The 18,133-nt window shown below is 69.9% G+C and carries 16 protein-coding genes; 10 read left to right on the top strand and 6 right to left on the bottom strand.

The features are described 5' to 3' along the window. Positions 1–163 precede the first annotated feature (163 nt). From AC0KUR_RS09120 to AC0KUR_RS09145, 6 genes are all read left to right on the top strand, one after another. Positions 164–1,660, top strand: coding sequence for an efflux transporter outer membrane subunit (locus tag AC0KUR_RS09120; RefSeq protein WP_473375745.1), 1,497 nt, complete (start codon positions 164–166; stop codon positions 1,658–1,660). Further along, positions 1,657–2,730 carry an HlyD family secretion protein gene (locus tag AC0KUR_RS09125; protein ID WP_034192130.1) on the top strand — a complete coding sequence of 358 codons (1,074 nt, stop codon included), beginning with the start codon at positions 1,657–1,659 and terminating at the stop codon, positions 2,728–2,730. Before AC0KUR_RS09120 ends, AC0KUR_RS09125 begins: the two co-directional genes overlap by 4 nt. Further along, positions 2,727–5,546, top strand: coding sequence for a ribosome-associated ATPase/putative transporter RbbA (rbbA, locus tag AC0KUR_RS09130; RefSeq protein WP_367190757.1), 2,820 nt, complete (start codon positions 2,727–2,729; stop codon positions 5,544–5,546). The genes AC0KUR_RS09125 and rbbA overlap by 4 nt, the downstream gene beginning before the upstream one ends. Before the next feature lie 2 nt (positions 5,547–5,548). After that, positions 5,549–6,673: an ABC transporter permease gene (locus tag AC0KUR_RS09135; protein ID WP_473375746.1), complete on the top strand. Its 1,125-nt coding sequence runs from the start codon at positions 5,549–5,551 to the stop codon at positions 6,671–6,673. 156 nt (positions 6,674–6,829) lie between these two features. Beyond that, positions 6,830–7,015 carry a DUF2964 family protein gene (locus tag AC0KUR_RS09140; RefSeq protein ID WP_059560974.1) on the top strand — a complete coding sequence of 62 codons (186 nt, stop codon included), beginning with the start codon at positions 6,830–6,832 and terminating at the stop codon, positions 7,013–7,015. Positions 7,016–7,174: 159 nt separating this feature from the next. Beyond that, positions 7,175–8,578 carry an MBL fold metallo-hydrolase RNA specificity domain-containing protein gene (locus tag AC0KUR_RS09145; RefSeq protein WP_226229822.1) on the top strand — a complete coding sequence of 468 codons (1,404 nt, stop codon included), beginning with the start codon at positions 7,175–7,177 and terminating at the stop codon, positions 8,576–8,578. A 90-nt stretch (positions 8,579–8,668) separates the two neighbouring features. Here AC0KUR_RS09145 and AC0KUR_RS09150 read toward each other — a convergent pair whose 3' ends face one another. The 5 genes from AC0KUR_RS09150 to AC0KUR_RS09170 are packed head-to-tail and all read right to left on the bottom strand — an operon-like array spanning position 8,669 to position 13,829. Beyond that, entirely contained in the window at positions 8,669–9,709 is a 1,041-nt protein-coding gene (locus tag AC0KUR_RS09150) for a zinc-dependent alcohol dehydrogenase family protein (RefSeq protein WP_034192125.1), read from the bottom strand. After that, positions 9,706–10,749, bottom strand: coding sequence for a bifunctional enoyl-CoA hydratase/phosphate acetyltransferase (locus AC0KUR_RS09155; RefSeq protein ID WP_473375747.1), 1,044 nt, complete (start codon positions 10,747–10,749; stop codon positions 9,706–9,708). The genes AC0KUR_RS09150 and AC0KUR_RS09155 overlap by 4 nt, the downstream gene beginning before the upstream one ends. Beyond that, complete coding sequence (locus tag AC0KUR_RS09160; protein WP_059560966.1) at positions 10,746–12,566, bottom strand: PHA/PHB synthase family protein; 1,821 nt, start codon at positions 12,564–12,566, stop codon at positions 10,746–10,748. The genes AC0KUR_RS09155 and AC0KUR_RS09160 overlap by 4 nt, the downstream gene beginning before the upstream one ends. Beyond that, entirely contained in the window at positions 12,563–13,309 is a 747-nt protein-coding gene (locus tag AC0KUR_RS09165) for a beta-ketoacyl-ACP reductase (RefSeq protein WP_034192122.1), read from the bottom strand. The genes AC0KUR_RS09160 and AC0KUR_RS09165 overlap by 4 nt, the downstream gene beginning before the upstream one ends. Beyond that, the gene (locus AC0KUR_RS09170) at positions 13,299–13,829 is read right to left on the bottom strand and encodes a hypothetical protein (RefSeq protein ID WP_200087772.1); all 531 of its coding nucleotides are present in this window, start codon (positions 13,827–13,829) and stop codon (positions 13,299–13,301) included. The genes AC0KUR_RS09165 and AC0KUR_RS09170 overlap by 11 nt, the downstream gene beginning before the upstream one ends. A 190-nt stretch (positions 13,830–14,019) precedes the next feature. Here AC0KUR_RS09170 and AC0KUR_RS09175 point away from each other — a divergent pair, with 190 nt between their 5' ends. The 4 genes from AC0KUR_RS09175 to AC0KUR_RS09190 all read left to right on the top strand — a co-directional run bounded on the left by AC0KUR_RS09175 (position 14,020) and on the right by AC0KUR_RS09190 (position 17,474). Further along, positions 14,020–14,859 carry a universal stress protein gene (locus tag AC0KUR_RS09175; protein ID WP_034192120.1) on the top strand — a complete coding sequence of 280 codons (840 nt, stop codon included), beginning with the start codon at positions 14,020–14,022 and terminating at the stop codon, positions 14,857–14,859. Between the two features lie 9 nt (positions 14,860–14,868). Then, positions 14,869–16,071: an acetate/propionate family kinase gene (locus AC0KUR_RS09180; RefSeq protein ID WP_034192119.1), complete on the top strand. Its 1,203-nt coding sequence runs from the start codon at positions 14,869–14,871 to the stop codon at positions 16,069–16,071. Between the two features lie 69 nt (positions 16,072–16,140). After that, positions 16,141–16,644: a universal stress protein gene (locus tag AC0KUR_RS09185; protein WP_034192118.1), complete on the top strand. Its 504-nt coding sequence runs from the start codon at positions 16,141–16,143 to the stop codon at positions 16,642–16,644. Further along, a complete protein-coding gene (locus AC0KUR_RS09190; protein WP_049030817.1) occupies positions 16,641–17,474 on the top strand; it encodes a universal stress protein in 834 nt (277 codons plus the stop codon). Before AC0KUR_RS09185 ends, AC0KUR_RS09190 begins: the two co-directional genes overlap by 4 nt. Before the next feature lie 46 nt (positions 17,475–17,520). Here the strand turns inward: AC0KUR_RS09190 and AC0KUR_RS09195 are convergent, their stop codons facing one another. After that, positions 17,521–17,991, bottom strand: coding sequence for a universal stress protein (locus tag AC0KUR_RS09195; RefSeq protein WP_034192116.1), 471 nt, complete (start codon positions 17,989–17,991; stop codon positions 17,521–17,523). Positions 17,992–18,133: the final 142 nt, after the last annotated feature.

The raw sequence follows: 18,133 nt of genomic DNA on the forward strand, positions 1-18,133 counted from the left end.
ACCTGGCGCTTGCCTGTCAAGCGAGGGTTCACTCGAAACGCATTACAGCGGCAGTGATGCAGATCAAGGGGGCGCGCGGCAATCGTCGGATATAAGTGAACCCGAAGCGGCGTCGCCATGAAGGCGGCGTCATCCAGTGTTCGCGTATCCGATGGGAGATCCCATGCGCGCCGTCGCGCTTCCGCCGCTGTTTCAGCCTGCCTTCGCGCGGCGCATGCGTCTCGTTGCGCTGGCCGCCGGTGCGGCCCTGCTGTCCGGATGCCTGTCGTTCGCGCCACCCGACGAACGTCCGGCCGCCCCGATCCCCGCCGCGTTCCCCGATCCGTCGGCTCGCGGCCCCGCCATTGCACAAGCGCCGCCTGCCTGGCAAGACTACTTCGTCGATGCACGCCTGCGCGCGTTGATCGAGCAGGCGCTCGCCAACAACCGCGATCTGCGTGCCGCCGTGGCCCGCGTCGAACAGGCGCGCGCCGTCTACGGCATCCGCGGCGCGGATCAGTGGCCGACGATCGGCGCCGGCGCGGCCTATGCGCGGTTTCGCACGCCCGGCGGCTTCCTGACGCCCGCGCCGATCGTCGGCCAGGTCTATGAAGTCCAGCTGGCCGAGACGCAATGGGAGATCGATTTCTGGGGCCGCGTGCGCAACCTGAAGGCGTCGGCGCTGCAGCGCTATCTCGCGAGCGACGCGGCCCGGCAGGCGATGGCGTTGAGCGTGATCACCGGCGTCGCGAACGCCTACCTGACCCTGTGCGAGATCGATGAACGGATCGCGCTGACGCGCGCGACGATCGATACACGACGCGAGTCGCTGCGGATTTTCCGGCTGCGTCATGCGGCCGGTGCGATCTCGCGCCTGGACCTCACGCAATCGGAGATCCTGCTGCAGCAGGCCGAGTCGCTCGGCACGCAGCTGGCGCAGGCGCGTGCATCGGCTGCCGATGCGCTGGCATTGCTGGTCGGCGCGACGCCGGAGCGGGCGGACACGCCGCTCACGCTCGACGACGGCGCCGTGATGCCGTCGCTCGCCCCGGGCCTGCCCGCCTCGCTGCTGACCCGGCGTCCGGACGTGATGGCCGCGGAGCACGAACTGCAGGCGACGCGCGCGAATATCGGCGCGGCCCGCGCGGCGTTCTTCCCGCGCATCGCGTTGACGAGCGCGATCGGTTCGGGAAGCAGCGCGCTGCACGACCTGCTGTCGTTCGGAGCGGGCGTGTGGTCGGTGATCCCGAACGTCACGCTGCCGCTCGTCGACGGCGGCCGCAACCGGTCGAATCTCGCCCTCGCGCGCGCGCAGCGCGACGAGGCCCTCGCGCAGTACGAGCAGACCGTGCAGCGCGCATTTCGCGACGTGTCCGATGCCCTCGCCGCGCGCTACTGGCTCGCCGATCAGGTCGCGATCGAGCATGCCACGCTCGTCTCCCAGATGGAGCGGGCGCGCCTCGCGAAGCTGCGCTACGACAGCGGCGCCACCCGCTTCCTCGAAGTCCTCGATGCACAACGGGACCTGATGAACGCGGAGCAGCAATGGGTCATGACACGTCGCGCGTTGCTGTCGAGCCGCGTCGCGCTGTACGGCGCGCTCGGCGGCGGAACGACCGATACCGGCAAGACCGCCGCCGCACCGGACCACCTTTCCACCGATTCGGGTTCCCGACAATGAAAACCATCAAGCACCCTCTTCTGATCGGTGCCGGTGCGGCCGTGCTCGCGATCGGCCTCACGTATTACGGGTGGACCCGCTGGCGCGACGGACAGTCGGATGCGGGCCTCGTCAGCGGCAACGGCCGCATCGAGGCGACCGAGATCGACGTCGCGACCAAGCTGCCGGGACGGGTCACCGCGATGCTCGTCGACGAAGGCGACTTCGTGACGGCCGGTCAACCGCTGGCACGCATGGACGTCGTCGTCCTGCAGGCCCAGCTCGACGAGGCGCAGGCCCGGGAACAGCAGGCCGTGAACACCGCGGCGAGCATCGACGCGCAGGTGGCCCAGCGCCGCAGCGACAAGGCCGCCGCCGCCGCGCTCGTCGTGCAGCGGGAAAGCGAACTGGACGCCGCGATGCGACGCCTCGCGCGTTCCGAAACGCTGTCGCGGGACGGTGCGTCGTCGCTGCAGGAACTCGACGACGATCGCGCCCGCGCGGGCAGCCTGAAAGCGACCGTGAATGCCGCGCGCGCCCAGGTGGACGCCGCCCAGGCCGGGATCGACGCGACCCGCGCGCAGCTCGTCGCGGCGCGCTCGGCCGTGACGGCCGCGCAGGCGACGGTCGCACGCGTGCGGGCCGACATCTCGGACAGCGAGCTGACGTCGCCGCGCGACGGGCGCGTCCAGTATCGCATCGCCGAATCCGGTGAAGTCCTGCCGGCGGGCGGCAAGGTGCTCAATGTCGTCGACCTGTCCGACGTCTACATGACGTTCTTCCTGCCCGAAACGGTCGTCGGCAGGGTGCCGCTCGGCGCCGACGTGCGGATCGTGCTCGATGCGGCACCGGAATACGTGATTCCGGCCCGCGTGTCGTACGTGTCGAGCACCGCGCAATTCACGCCGAAGACGGTCGAGACGGCCACCGAACGGCAGAAGCTGATGTTTCGGGTCAAGGCACGCATCGACCGCGACCTGCTGCAGCGCCACCTGAAACTCGTCAAGACCGGCCTGCCGGGCGTCGCGTGGCTGAAGACCGATCCGGGCGCAGGCTGGCCGGCCCGCCTCGCGATCAAGGTGCCGCAATGAAGTCGACGTTGCCCGTCGACACCGGGGCCGGCGCGGCGGAAGATCCGCCGGCGTCCGCGCCATCGGGCATGGTCGCCCGGCTGTCGGGTGTCTCGTTGCGCTACGGCGCCACGTGCGCGCTGGACGACGTGACGCTCGACATCCCGGCCGGCCGCATGATCGGGCTGATCGGGCCGGACGGTGTCGGCAAGTCGAGCCTGCTCGCGCTCGTGTCCGGCGCGCGGGCGATCCAGCAGGGCCGGGTCTGGACGCTCGACGGCGACCTGTCGTCGCGCCGCCATCGCGCGCGGGTATGCCGGCGCATCGCCTACATGCCGCAAGGCCTGGGCCGGAACCTGTACGCGACGCTGTCGGTCGAGGAAAACCTGCAGTTCTTCGCGAGACTGTTCGGCCACGATGCGGCCGAGCGGCGCCGCCGCATCGACGCACTCACGCACAGCACCGGCCTTCATGCGTTTCTCGACCGCCCTGCCGGCAAACTGTCCGGCGGCATGAAGCAGAAACTCGGCCTCTGCTGCGCGTTGATCCACGATCCCGACCTGCTGATCCTCGACGAGCCGACGACCGGCGTCGACCCGCTGTCGCGCGCCCAGTTCTGGGAACTGATCGAACGCATCCGCGCCGCGCGTCCTGCGATGAGCGTGCTCGTGGCAACCGCCTACATGGACGAGGCACGGCGGTTCGACCGGCTGATCGCGATGGACGCCGGCCGCGTGCTGGCGACGGGCAGCCCTGCGGAACTGCTCGCCCGCACCGGCTGCGACACGCTGGAAGACGCGTTCGTCGCGCTGCTGCCGGAAGCGCGGCGGCACGGGCACCAGCCGGTCCGGCCGACGCCGTTCGAGCCCGGCGCGGCCGCCGACTACGCGATCGAGGCCGACGCGCTGACGATGCGCTTCGGCGATTTCGTCGCGGTGGACCACGTGAGCCTGAAGATCCGGCGCGGCGAAATCTTCGGGTTTCTCGGCTCCAACGGCTGCGGCAAATCGACGACCATGAAGATGCTCACGGGCTTGCTCGCCGCGTCCGAAGGCACGGCGACGCTGTTCGGCCGGCCGGTCGCCGCGAACGACATCGACACGCGCAGGCGGGTCGGCTACATGTCGCAGGGGTTTTCGCTGTACGGCGAGCTGACCGTCCGGCAGAACCTCGTGCTGCATGCGCGCCTGTTCGGCGTGCCCGAACCGGACCTGCCCGCGCGGATCACCGAAATGGTCGGGCGCTTCGGGCTCGCCGAGGTGCTCGACGCGCTGCCCGAACGCCTGCCGCTCGGCATACGCCAGCGGCTCTCGCTTGCCGTGGCGATGGTCCACAAGCCCGACCTGCTGATCCTCGACGAACCGACGTCGGGCGTGGATCCGGTGGCGCGGGACGACTTCTGGCGCTTGATGATCGCGCTCGCGCGCAACGATCGGGTCACGATCTTCATTTCGACGCACTTCATGAACGAGGCCGCCCGTTGCGACCGCATCTCGCTGATGCACGCGGGCCGCGTGCTGGCGAGCGCCGCGCCCGACGAACTGGTCCGCCAGCGCGGCGCCGGCACGCTCGAGGAGGCGTTCATCGGCTACTTGAGCGACGCGCAGCGTACCGACGCCGCGGACGGCGCGGACGGCGCACCGTCCGACGCCGGCTGGCTCGCTCCGCCGCCCGCGGCGGCCGGTGCGGGCGGCGGCGCCCATGCGGCGGCGTGGTTCAGCCCGGCGCGCGCCGGCAGTTATCTGTGGCGCGAAGTGCTGGAGCTGCGACGCGACCCGTTGCGCGCGACGCTGGCGCTGTTCGGCTCGCTCGTGCTGATGTGCGTGATCAGCATCGGGATCAGCCTCGACGTCGACAACCTGACGTTCGCGGTGCTCGACCGCGATCAGTCGATCCTGAGCCAGGACTATGCGCAGAACCTCGCCGGTTCCCGCTACTTCGTGCCGCGCGCGCCGCTCGTCGACGATCGCGACATCGAGCGCCGCATGCGCAACGGCCGGCTGTCGCTCGCGATCGAGATCCCGCCCGGTTTCGCTCGCGACGTCGCGCGCGGGCGCCGCGTCGAGATCGGCGCATGGGTCGACGGTGCGATGCCGATGCGCGCGGAAACGATCCGCGGCTACGTGGCCGGCATGCACGAGAACTGGCTGCGCGACCAGGCGAAGCGCCGGCTCGGCATGTCGCTCGCGCCGGCCGTCGACATCGCGATCCGCTATCGCTACAACCCCGACGTCAAGAGCCTGCCGGCCATGATTCCCGCGATCATGCCGATGCTGCTGCTGATGCTGCCCGCGATGCTGACCGCGCTCGCGGTCGTGCGGGAGCGCGAGCTCGGCTCGATCGTCAACCTGTACGTGACGCCCGTCACGCGGGCCGAATTCCTGCTCGGCAAGCAGGCGCCGTACGTCATGCTCGCCATGCTGAACTTCCTGCTGATGGTCGTGCTGGCCGACGTCGTGTTCGGCGTGCGGATCAAGGGCAGTTTCGCGACGCTGGCGGCCGCGGTACTGATCTTCAATGTCGTGGCCACCGGCATCGGGCTGTTCGCGTCGACGTTCACCCGCAGCCAGATCGCCGCGATCTTCATGACGATCGTCGGCACGCTGATTCCCGTCGTGCAGTTCTCGGGCCTGCTCACGCCGCTGTCGTCGCTCGAGGGCAGCGGCAAGTGGGTCGGCACCGCCTATCCGGCCACCTACATGCTCGCGATCAGCCGCGGCGTCTACAACAAGGCGCTCGGGCTGGCCGACCTGTCGTCCCAGTTCTGGCCGATGCTCGCGGCCGTGCCGGTCATCATGGTGGCGACGGGCATCCTGCTGCGCAAGCAGGAGCGGTGATCATGTCACGCCTGCTCGTCATCTACCGGCTCGGCATCAAGGAACTGTGGAGCCTCGCCCGCGACCCGATCCTGCTCGCGCTGATCGTCTACACGTTCAGCGCATCGATCTACGTCGCCGCCACCGCCCGCCCGGAAACGCTGCACAAGGTGCCGATCGCGATCGTCGACGAGGACGCGTCGCCGCTGTCGGCGCGCATCGCGGCGGCGTTCTTTCCACCGCAGTTCGCGCCGCCGCCGATCGTCGGCGCCGGCGCGGCCGATCGCGGTCTCGACAACGGCGACTACACGTTCTCGCTCGACATTCCGCCGGACTTCCAGCGCGACGTGCTGTCCGGCCGCCGCGCGACGATCCAGCTCAACGTCGATGCGACCCGCATGACGCAGGCGTTCACCGGCGGCAGTTACGTCCAGCAGATCGTGGCGGGCGAGATCGATGCGTTCGTGCGCCGCCATCGCGGCACGTCCTTGCCGCCCGTCGATCTCGCGATGCGGATGCGCTTCAACCCGAATCTCGACGAAGTCTGGTTCGGCGCGCTGATGGAGCTGATCAACAACGTGACGATGCTGTCGATGATCCTCACCGGGGCCGCGCTGATTCGCGAGCGCGAGCACGGCACGATCGAGCATCTGCTCGTCATGCCTGTGACCGCGGCGGAGATCATGCTCGCGAAAGTCTGGTCGATGGGGCTCGTCGTCACGGCGGCGGCCGTCGCTTCGCTGACGTTCGTCGTGGGCGGCGCGCTGCACGTGCCGATTCCCGGGTCCGTGCCGCTGTTCGTGGCCGGGATGGCGTTGCACCTGTTCGCGACGACGTCGATGGGGATCTTCCTCGCGACGCTCGTGCGCAGCATGCCGCAGTTCGGCATGCTGCTCGTGCTGGTGCTGCTGCCGCTGCAACTGCTGTCGGGCGGACTGACGCCGCGCGAGAGCATGCCGCCCGTCGTGCAGGACATCATGCTGGCCGCGCCGACCACCCATTTCGTCGAACTCGCGCAGCGCATCCTGTATCGCGGTGCGGGGCTCGATGCGGTGTGGGCCCAGTTCGCGGCGCTGTTCGCGATCGGCTGCGTGCTGTTCCTGCTGTCGTTGACGCGGTTCCGCAAGACGATCGGCCAGATGGCGTGATCGGGGCATCGCCGCCGCGACGTCGGGATTCGTCCGTTGATACAGATCAAGCGGGCGGGCGCGCGGCACGCGATCATGGGGCCATGTGTTGCGCAATCCGCGGCCGCTGCGTCGACGGCAACGCCGTCCGCGGCGGCCGCCTCCCGGGAGAACGTCATGATGGGTCTGCCATACCGAAGCGCGCTCGCGACGCTCTGCGTGTTCGTCGCGCTCGCGTCGCTGCTGGGCGTCGTGCACGCGATGCTGATCGACTCGCGGGTCGTTCCGTACGCGGCCGTCGCGCTGGTTGCCGGCATCGTCGCGTTCGTCGCGCAGCTGGATCCCGCGTCGTCCGGGCGCTAGCGGCACGGCCGGGCGCGCGGGATTCGCGATCATGAACGGCATCCTCCGGCTCGCCCGGCCGGCACGCGGATCCCGCCATCCCTGATTTCGATCAACCGCCGCGCGCGCGTTCGGGATGTAATCGACCTACTGTTCCGTCGACTCGCGGTGAGGCAATCCATGAAACTGACTTTTCTCGGTGCGACCGAAACGGTGACCGGCTCGAAGTATCTGGTCGAGCACGGCAGCCGGCGCGTGCTGGTCGATTGCGGCCTGTTCCAGGGGACGAAGAACCTGCGGCTGCGCAACTGGCGGCCGCTGCCGCTCGCGGCCGACACGCTGGACGCGGTCGTGCTCACGCACGCGCACCTCGATCACACCGGCTATCTGCCGGTGCTCGCGCGCGAAGGGTATCGCGGGCCGGTCTACTGCACGGCGGCCACCGCCGAACTCTGCGACATCATGCTGCGCGACAGCGCGCGGCTGCAGGAGGAGGAAGCCGACTTCGCGAACCGGCACGGTTACTCGAAGCATCATCCGGCGCAACCGCTCTACACGCTGGACGACGCGCAGCGCGCGCTGCGCCTGCTGAAGCCCGTCGCCTTCGACGAATGCACGGCGCTGGGCGGCGGCGTGTCGTTCCGCCTGCTGCCGGCCGGGCACATCCTCGGCGCGGCGAGCGTCGTGATGCACTGGGATCACAAGGTGCTCGCGTTCTCGGGCGACCTCGGCCGGTACCACGACCCGATCATGCAGCCGCCGCGCCCGCCCGCGCACGCGGACTACCTGGTCGTCGAGTCGACGTACGGCGACCGGCTGCACCCGGCGTCGGACCCCGAGAACGAACTGGCCGCGCTGTTCGACAAGACCTTCTCGCGCGGCGGGGTCGTCGTGATGCCCTGCTTCACCGTCGGCCGCGCGCAGGAAATCCTGCACTACATCGCGCGGCTCAAGGCGTCCGGCCGCATGGCGCGCGTCCCGGTGTTCCTCGACAGCCCGATGGCGACCGACGTGACCGAGCTCTATCGCCACCATATCCTCGAACACCGGCTGACCGTTTCCGACGCGAACGCCCTCGGCCACGCGGCCACGATGATCCGCTCGGTCGACCAGTCGAAAGCGATCGCCGAACACCATGGCCCGATGGTCATCATCGCCGGCAGCGGGATGGCGACGGGCGGGCGCGTGCTGCACCACCTGACCCGCTACGCGCCCGATGCGCGCAACACGATCGCGCTGGTCGGCTACCAGGCGGCCGGCACGCGCGGCGCGGCGCTCGCCGCGCACGAGCCGACGCTGAAGATTCACGGCGAATACGTCCGCGTGCGCGCGCAGGTCGAGTCGATCACGACGCTGTCGGCCCATGCCGATTACGAAGAGATTCTGAACTGGCTCGGCACGATGCAGGGCGCGCCCGTGCGGACGTTCGTCACGCATGGCGAACCCGCTGCCGCGGATGCGATGCGCCGGCGCATCTCGGAACGCCTGCATTGGCCGTGCGAGGTGCCGACCTACGAGCAGTGCGTCGATCTCGACGAAGCCGAATCGCGCGGCACGCAGGAACCGGCCGCGCTGTCGTCCTGACCGCCGGCGAAGCGCCGGCCAGACGCCCGCCGCGCGTGACGGAACCCGCAGCCTCCGCGGTTTCCGCCGCACGCGACCCCGGGCCGGCACTCAGCCGATCTCGATGATGACCTTCAACGCGCGGGTTTGCGCGGCGCGCCCGAACGTGTCGTACGCGCTTTCCACGTCGTCGAGCGAAAACCGGTGCGTGATCAGGCGCGCCGGATCGAGGCGTCCGGCCCCCACGGTCTTCAGCAGCATCGGCGTGCTGACGGTGTCGACGAGCCGCGTCGTGATCGAGATGTTGCGATCCCACAGCTTCTCGAGGTGCAGGTCGGCCTTGACGCCATGGACGCCGACGTTCGCGACCACCCCGCCGGGCGCCACCAGCGACGTGCACATCTCGAACGTCGCCGGAATGCCGACCGCCTCGATCGCGCAATCCACGCCCACGCCGTCGGTCAGCTTCATCACGCCCGCTACCGGGTCGCCGTCGCGGCCGTCGAGGCAGTCGGTCGCGCCGAAGCGCCGCGCGACGTCGAGCCGATGGCTGTCCGGGTCGATCATGATGATCCGCGCGGGGGAATAGAACTGCGCGGTCAGCAGCGCGGCCAGCCCGATCGGCCCGGCCCCGACGATCGCGACCGAGCAGCCCGGCTGCACCTTGCCGTTCAGCACGCCGCATTCGAAGCCGGTCGGCAGGATGTCGGACAGCATCACGAGCGCGTCCTCGTCCGCGCCGGCCGGAATCCGGTACAGGCTGGTCGCCGCATGCGGGATGCGCACGTACTCGGCCTGCGTGCCGTCGATCCGGTTGCCGAGGATCCAGCCGCCGGTCGTGCAATGCGAATACAGGCCGCGGCGGCAGTATTCGCAGCGGCCGCACGACGAGATGCATGAAATCAGCACGTGGTCGCCCGGCTTCGGCGAATCGACCGCCGCGCCGACCTGCTCGACGATGCCCACCCCTTCATGGCCGAGAATGCGGCCCGGTTCGCAGGTCGGCACGTCTCCCTTGAGGATGTGCAGATCGGTGCCGCAGATCGTCGTGCGCGTCACGCGGACGATCGCGTCGGTGGGCGACTGCAGTTCCGGCCGGGGCCGCTGTTCGAGCGCCTTGCGCCCGGGCCCGTGATACACGAGTGCTTTCATCGCGATTCCTCCATCGAAAGGGGGGCCTGTTCAGGCATCGGGGCGGCGTCGTGCCGGACTTGCGCCAGCAACACCGCGAGCGCGCAGGAGGCGAGCCGGACGGCGACGCCGTCGGCGCGGCTCGTCAGCACGATCGGCACGCGCGCGCCCACGACGACGCCCGCGTTCGCGGCGCCGCCCAGGTATTCGAGCTGTTTCGCGAGCATGTTGCCCGCTTCGATATCGGGCACGACGAGGATGTCGGCACGGCCGGCAACCGGCGAGTCGATCCCCTTCTCGCGCGCGGCGCGCTGCGATATCGCGTTGTCGAACGCGAGCGGGCCGTCGACGATCGCCCCCGTGATCTGCCCGCGCTCCGCCATCTTCGCGAGCGCGGCCGCGTCCAGCGTCGAACGCATCGCCGGATTGACGGTCTCGACCGCGCACAACACGGCCACGCGCGGGCGCGCGACACCGAGCGCATGCGCGACGTCGACGGCGTTCTGCGTGATCGCCGCCTTCTGCGCGAGATCCGGTGCGATGTTCACCGCCGCGTCCGTCAGGATGAACGGCCGCGAATACGCGGGCGCGTCGATCAGGAAACAGTGGGACATGCGCTTGTCCGTGCGCAGGCCCGATTCCGCGGCCACGACGGCCTCCATCAGCTCGTCCGTATGCAGGCTGCCCTTCATCAGTGCGCCGGCGCGGCCCGCCGCCGCGAGTTGCACCGCGCGGGCCGCCGCCGCATGGCTGTGCGGCACGTCCTCGATCGGCCATTTCGCCAGATCGACGCCCACCTCCGCCGCCACGCGCGACACCTTCGCGCGCGGCGCGACGATCAGCGGTTCGATCGATGCGCCCAGCGGCGACGCGGCGAGGGCGGCGAGCGCGACGAGGCTGGCCGTGTCGCACGGATGCACGACGGCCACCGTCAGCGGCGGCGCATGGCACGCACGCGCGATCAGGTCGGGCGGCGCGCCGTCCGCGCGCGGCAACAGGCCGGGCAGGCACGCGTCGGCGGGCGCTTCCGGAGGCAGGTTCATCTTCGGGTTCAGGTTCATGTCTCGAGCACGTAACTGCCGGGCGCGGCGCCGAAGCCGGCGGCCGGCACCCGTGCCGGCACGTCGCCCGACGAATGCGCATGCAACCAGTCGCGCCAGCACGTCCACCACGAGCCGTCGACCGCGGGCGTTGCGCTCGCGAAATCGTGCCGGCTGCGGTATGGCGCGCCGGGCTCGCGCGTCGCGCAGCGATAGTGGCGTCCCGGATGGCCGGGTTCGGACACGATCCCGGCATTGTGGCCGCCGGAGGTCAGCACGAACGTCAGCGCGTGGTGCGTGAGCAGATGGAGTTTGTAGACGGAATGCCAGGGCGACACGTGATCGCGCTCGGTCCCGACCGCGAACGTCGGCACGTCGATATCCGACAGCGCGACAGGCCGCCCGTCGACGCAGTAGCGGCCGGCCGCGAGATCGTTGTCGAGGAAAAGCCGCGTCAGGTATTCGGTATGCATCCGGTACGGCATGCGCGTGGTGTCCTCGTTCCACGACATCAGGTCGTTCGGCTTGGTGCGCGTGCCGAGCAGGTATTCGCTCATCATGCGCGACCAGATCAGGTCGCGCGCGTTCAGCAGCTGGAACGCGGCGGACATTTGCGCGCCGTCGAGGTAACCCTGCCGCCACATCAGCGCATCGAGCGCGGACAGTTCGCTGGCATCGATGAAGAGGCCGAGCTCGCCGGGCTCGCTGAAATCGGTCTGGGCGGCCAGCAACGTGATGGAGCGCAGTACCTCGTGTTGCCGCCCGTCGCGCGCGAGCGCCGCCGCGCCGATTGCCAGCAGCGTGCCGCCGAGGCAATAGCCGACCGCGTGAACGGCCTCGGCGCAGATCGAGCGGGCGGCGTCGAGCGCCGCCATGCACCCGTCGCGCAGGTAATCGTCGAGCCCGAGCTCGCGCGCTTCCGCGCCCGGATTGCGCCACGATACGGCAAACACCGTGTAGCCGGCGTCGACCAGGAAGCGAATCAGCGAATCGTGCGGCTGCAGGTCGAGGATGTAGTACTTCATGATCCACGACGGCACGATCAGGATCGGCTCGCGTGCGACGTCGGCCGTCGTCGGGTCGTATTGCAGCAGCTCGCACAGCGCGTTGCGCCAGACCACGCGGCCCGGCGTGATCGCCACGTCGCGCCCCGGCAGATAGGTGCGCGTGTCGCGTGCCCGCGTGCCGCGCGTGCGTTCGAGCAGCGCGTGCGCGTCGTCCAGCCAGTGCCGCAGCCCTGCCGCGAGATTCGCGCCGCCGCTGCGCATCGTCGCGTCGAGCACGACCGGGTTGGTCGCGAGGAAATTGCCCGGCGAGCATGCGTCGAGCCACTGCCGCGCGGCGAATCCGACCAGTGCCTCATGGTGCCGTTCGACGCCCGGCACGCCGCGCGTCGCGTCGCGCCACCAGCGCTGGATCGACAGGAAGCCGTCGCGGTACGCGCAAAACGGCCAGCCGGCCCATGCGGGCGCGACGAAGCGCGGATCGGCCTGCCCGGCGTGCACCGCCAGGCCGCTCGTGTCGGCGGCGTCGGCCTCGTCGTCGCCCGGGTTTGCCGCCGGTGCGGCGGCGGCCAGCCACGCCTGCGTCGCAAGCTCGAAGCATTTTCCCGGCGACACGGCCAGATGCGCGCCCCAGTCGAGCACGGCCAGCGCGAGCGACACGGGCGACAGCCCGAAGGTCATCGCGGCCACGTTCGCATGCGCGGCGCGGTTCCATTGGTCGGCGGGCGACGGCCGGGCCGGCATGCATTCGGCCGGGTTCGACGCCGGTGCGTGCGTACCCGTTGGCCGTTTCGGCTCGTGCTCGACCGGCATGCGCGTGACGGATGCTTTCATCGCATGTGCATGCCGCCGTTGACGTCGAATTCCGCGCCGGTCGCGAAAGCCCCCGCATCGGAACACAGGAAGGCGACGAGTTCGGCGATCTCGTCCGGATTGCCCAGGCGGCCGACCGGAATCTGCGGCAGGATCTTGGTGTCGAGCACTTCCTTCGGCACCGTCGCGAGCATCGCGGTCGCCAGATAGCCGGGGGCAACCGTGTTGACCGTCACGCCGTGGCGCGCGAGTTCGAGCGCCAGCGCCTTCGTGAAGCCATGGATGCCGGCCTTCGCCGCCGCGTAGTTCGCCTGCCCGTATGCGCCGCGCGAGCCGTTCACCGAGCCGATGTTGACGATCCGCCCGAAGCCGGCCTCGATCATGCCCGGCACGAACGGCTTCGTCATGTTGAACATGCCGTCGAGGTTGGTGCGCAGTACCGCGTCCCACATGCTCTTGGTCATCTTCACGAAGGTCGCGTCGTGCGTGACCCCCGCGTTGTTGACGAGCACGTCGACGCGCCCGAACTCGGCCAGCACGCGCGCCGCGCAGTGCTGGCACGAATCGTAGTCGGAGACGTCGACTTCGAAAGCGTGGAACGTCCTGCCCGCGTCGCGTTCCTGCGCGAGCCACGTCGCGACGTGGTCGTTGCGCTCCGTATGCGACACCGCCACCGTCATGCCCGCGTCGTGCAGGCGCCGGCCGATCGCCGCGCCGAGCCCGCCCATTCCGCCCGTGACGAACGCGACACGATCAGCGCACATGATCGTTCTCCCGGGCGTCGGTCACGCCGTTCAGACGGCGATGGGCACCCGGCGCCTCGTCGTTCGCGTCCTCGAGCCCGCGTTCCAGTGCCGTCATCCATTCGGCCCACGGCATGCTGGCTTCGTTGACCGCGGCCAGTCGTCCCAGATCGGGCAGCCAGTCGGTCTGATAACGCGACAACGCACCCGCGCCGTATTCGCGCAACCAGTTGCGCCACGCGCCGGCGTTCTCGAACTGCGCACGCATGCCCAGCTCGACGGCGTCCTGCCAGATCGCGACGCTCGCGATCGCGTAGTCGCGCATCACCTGCCGGGTCGCCTCGCCGAACGCCGTCCATTCTTGCGTTTCAGCCAACGCCTGCTGCAGGTGGCCCACCGCGGCGCGGTCCCGCTCGATGCGCCGCCCGGCCAGCGCATGCCATTCATGCTGCCAGTCGCGGTTCAGCGCGGCCATGCGCAGCGCGAGATCGCAGCCCGCGCGGCAAACGTCGTTCGGTGTCGTCCAAGCGTACGTACTCATCGGCTTCCCTCTTTCGATCCGGTCAATGGGTTGGCATCGCGCCACATGCCGCCTGCCCGGGATCGGCATCGCGACCGCTTCACTGTGCGGGCATCGCGCGCGGGAGCCGTTGATCTGAGTCAAGCACGCGGAAACCCTGCTTCGTAGACTGGATTGCACTGGCGGTTCCCCCGTCGATGGAGCGATTCCGATGAGCTACAAAAGCATGCTCGTGCACCTCGATACGAGCGCCCGCGCGCATTCGCGCCTCGAGTGCGCGTTGCGTCTCGCCCGGCGCTTCGGTGCGCATCTCACCGGGCTGTTCGCGGTCTACACGCCCGAGCCTTACTCGTTCTACGTGATGGCCGGCTCCGCCGACTATTTCCACGCGCACCGCGAACAACGCGACGAGCGGCTCGCCGCGCTGGAACGCCTGTTCCATGCGGAGACCGCCCGGGCAAAAGTGCCGGCCACCTGGGTTCGCGCGGACGAGCGCGCGAACGTGGCCGTGCCGCGCGCCGCCCGTCTCGCCGATCTGGTGATTGCCGGCCAGAGCGACCCGAACGACCCCGAGACCTATATCGACGACCAGTTTCCGGAGAACCTCGTGTTGTCCGCCGGCCGCCCGGTGCTGTTCTGGCCGTACACCGGCGAATTTCCGTCGATCGGCGAACGGGTTTTCGTCGCATGGGACGGCAGCCGCGAAGCCGTTCGCGCCGCGCACGACGCACTGCCCTTTCTGGAGCATGCGAAGCGCACGACGGTCGCCGCCGTGGTCGACGGCAACTCGGAAGCGGCGACCACGCGCATTCCGGCCGCCGATGCCGCGCTGATGCTGGCCCGCCATGCACGCGACGTGAACGTGCTCGACATCGATGCCGGCGCCGGCTCGGCGGTCGGCGACACCTTGCTGTCGCGCGCGTATGAAACCGGGTCCGACCTGCTCGTGATGGGCGCCTACGGCCATTCGCGCTGGCGCGAGCTGGTGATGGGCGGCGCCACGCGCACGGTGCTGGCGTCGATGACGCTGCCGGTGCTGATGTCGCACTGAGGGCGGCCGATGCGTACGCTCGCCCTGCTCGTCGTCAATGCCGGCTCGTCGAGCGTGAAGTTCGCGGTCTTCGCGTACCCGCCGCACGGCGCCCCCGCGCGGCGGCCGCTGCACGAGGGCGAAGCGGTCGCGGCCGGCCACCGCGTATCGATCCGCTTCGACGCCGAGCCCGACGGTTCGCTGCCGCTCGGCACGCGGGAAGACCCCTACCGCGCGGTGCTCGCGCGGATCGCGACGTGGATCCGCACGAAATTGCCGCATGTCGCGCTGGGCGCGATCGCGCATCGCGTCGTGCACGGCGGCGCGCGATACATGGAGCCGGTGCTCGTCGACGACGACGTGCTGGACGCGCTGCGCACGCTGACGCCGCTGGCGCCGTTGCATCAGCCGCACAGCCTGGATGCGATCGACGCGCTGCGCGACGCGTTTCCGGACGTCCCGCAGATCGCCGTGTTCGACACGGCGTTTCATCGCACGCTGCCGCGCACCGAGCAGCTGCTGCCGCTGCCGCACGCGTGGTTCGACCAGGGCGTGCGCCGCTACGGGTTCCATGGACTGTCGTACGAATACCTGTCCGTCGCGCTCGACGAGTCGTTCGGCGCGCGTGCGCACGGCCGCGTGATCGCCGCCCATCTCGGCAGCGGCGCGAGCCTGTGCGCGCTGCGCGACTGCCGCAGCGTCGCGACGACGATGGGCTTCTCCGCGCTCGACGGATTGATGATGAGCACCCGCTGCGGAACGCTCGACCCCGGCGTCGTCCTGCACCTGCTCGAGGCCGGCAAGCTGTCCGGCGACGCGCTGGGACACCTGCTGTATCACGAGTCGGGGCTCAAGGGCGTGTCGGGGGCCTCCGGCGACCCGCGCGTGCTGCTCGCGCGCGAGGCGGCCGGCGACGCGCCGGCCCGCGACGCGCTGGCGCTGTACGTCCATCGCATCGTGCGCGAGGCCGGTGCGCTGACCGCCCTGCTCGGCGGCCTCGACATGCTCGTCTTCACGGCCGGCATCGGCGAGCACTCGGCGGTGTTGCGCGAGCGGATCTGCGCGGCGCTCGGCTGGCTCGGCGTCGCGCTCGACGCGCGCGCGAATGCCGCCGACGCGCATGTCGTGTCGTCCGCGGCGAGCGCGGTCACGGTGGTCGTCGAGCCGACCAACGAGGCCTGGATCGCGGCGCGCGCCGCGGTGCGCGTGCTGCGCGGCAACCGGGACGCTTGATCCAGATCAGCGCGACCGGCGTGCACGCGCCGATGATGAGTGCATCGACATCCGTTCAAGGGAACTGCCATGTACTCGAACATTCTGGTTGCGCTCGACGGCAGCGACACGTCGTCCCGTGCACTCGACGCCGCGCTGACGCTCGCGTCGGAAACGGGTGCCCGGCTGACACCCGTCTACGTCGTCGATTTCCTGGTGCCGGCCTACGACATGTACGGATACGATCCGTCGATCCTGGTCGATGCATTCCGTGAAGAGGGGCTGCGCGTCACCGAGGACGCGGCGCGACGCATGAAAGCACGCGGCGTGGCCGGCACGCCGCAGATCTCCAACGTCGCGCCCGCGGGCGAAACCGTCCCGCACCGGATCGTCGGTCTCGCCAGGGAGATCGAGGCCGACCTGATCGTGATGGGCACGCACGGCCGTCACGGCTTTCAGCGCCTCTTCCTCGGCAGCGTGGCCGAGCGCGTGCTGCGTCAAGCCACCTGCCCGGTCCTGATGATTCCGGCGAGCTGCCCGTCGGAGCACCCCGCCGAATCCCCCGCCGCCTCAACCGAAAAGGTACCGTCATGAGCTACAAGACCCTGCTCGTTCACCTCGACGACAGCGAGCGTTGTGCGACGCGAGTCGACCTCGCGCTCGAACTCGCGGGACGCTGGAACGCGCATTTGATCGGCCTCTACGTGGTCTGCCAGGATCTCCTCGAGCCGTTGCGCCGGCCCGACGAGCCGCTCAAGCTTGCCGTCTACGAGCGCCTGTGCGACCAGCGGCGCAAGGAGGCGGAAGAACGGTTCCTCACCGCCGCCGAGCGCGCGGGACGCAGCGTCGAATGGCAGGCGCCGGCCGGCGACCCGATTGCCGCCACGATCCTGCATGCTCGTCACGCGGATCTGCTGGTGCTCGGCCAGGAAGATCCCGACGACCGCATGACCTACGTGGCGCGCCGTTTCGTCGAGGATGTCGTGATGGGCAGCGGCCGTCCGGCGCTCGTCGTGCCGTATGCGGGCGACGTGCGCACGCTCGGCGAGAACGTGCTGATCGGCTGGGACGGCGGGCGGGAAGCCGCGCGCGTGATGGCCGACGCGCTGCCGCTGCTCGCCCGCGCACGCTTCGTCAACGTCGAGACGGTTGTCCGCGGCCAGCCCGATCCGGACAAGACGCCCGCCGGCGTCGACGTCGCCGCGTATCTCGAACGGCACGGCGTGCGCGCATCGTTCTCGACGACGCCGCGCGATCGGTCGGTCGGCGTGGGCGCGACGCTGCTGAACCGGGTGACCGACCTGCATGCGGATCTGCTCGTCATGGGCCTGTACAGCCATACCCGCGCCCACGAGCGCGTGCTGGGCGGCGCGACCCGCACGATCCTCGAAACGATGACGGTGCCGGTCCTGCTGTCCCACTGAGCCGGCGCGAACGGGCAGCCACTCGCGGCTGCCCGCCTCCTTCCCCTCACAACACGCCGGCGCACGCGTCCGGCCCCTCCCGTACGACCAGCACCGGCCGGTCCGCGATGCGCACCAGCGACTCGGCGACACTGCCGAGCAACGCGCGGCGCACGCCGCGCCGGCCATGCGTGCCCATCACGATCAGGTCCGCCTCGCATTCGGCCGCGGCGCGCGCCAGCACGTCCGATATGTCTTCTCCGCACGCGTCGATGGTTTGCGCGACGCCGCGCACCCCCGAGAGCCGGAACGCCGTTTCGGCGTCCGAGACCGCTGTCGCGGCCCGGTCCGCGTCCAGCCCGGCCGGATCGCGCTGATCGATATAGCCGCTGTCGACGTCGGCGAGCCGCGGCGCATCCGACACCACGCACATGGCGATGACCAGACTGCCCGACTCGCGGGCGAGCGAGATCGCCTCGTCGAGCGCGAGCCGCGCGCCACGGCTGCCGTCGAGTGCCGCAAAGATCCTGTGATACATGACGCCTCCCAGTTGTCGTCCGGGTTCGACCGGTTCATGAAGCCAGTCTGATCCCGGCAGGCGCCGGTCCGTTGACACGGGTCAAGCACGCGCGGCGTCGCCCCCTTGCGCATCGGTCCCGATTGGCGAACGCCGACAAAAC

Source organism: Burkholderia sp. YHN3-13, from assembly GCF_055810675.1.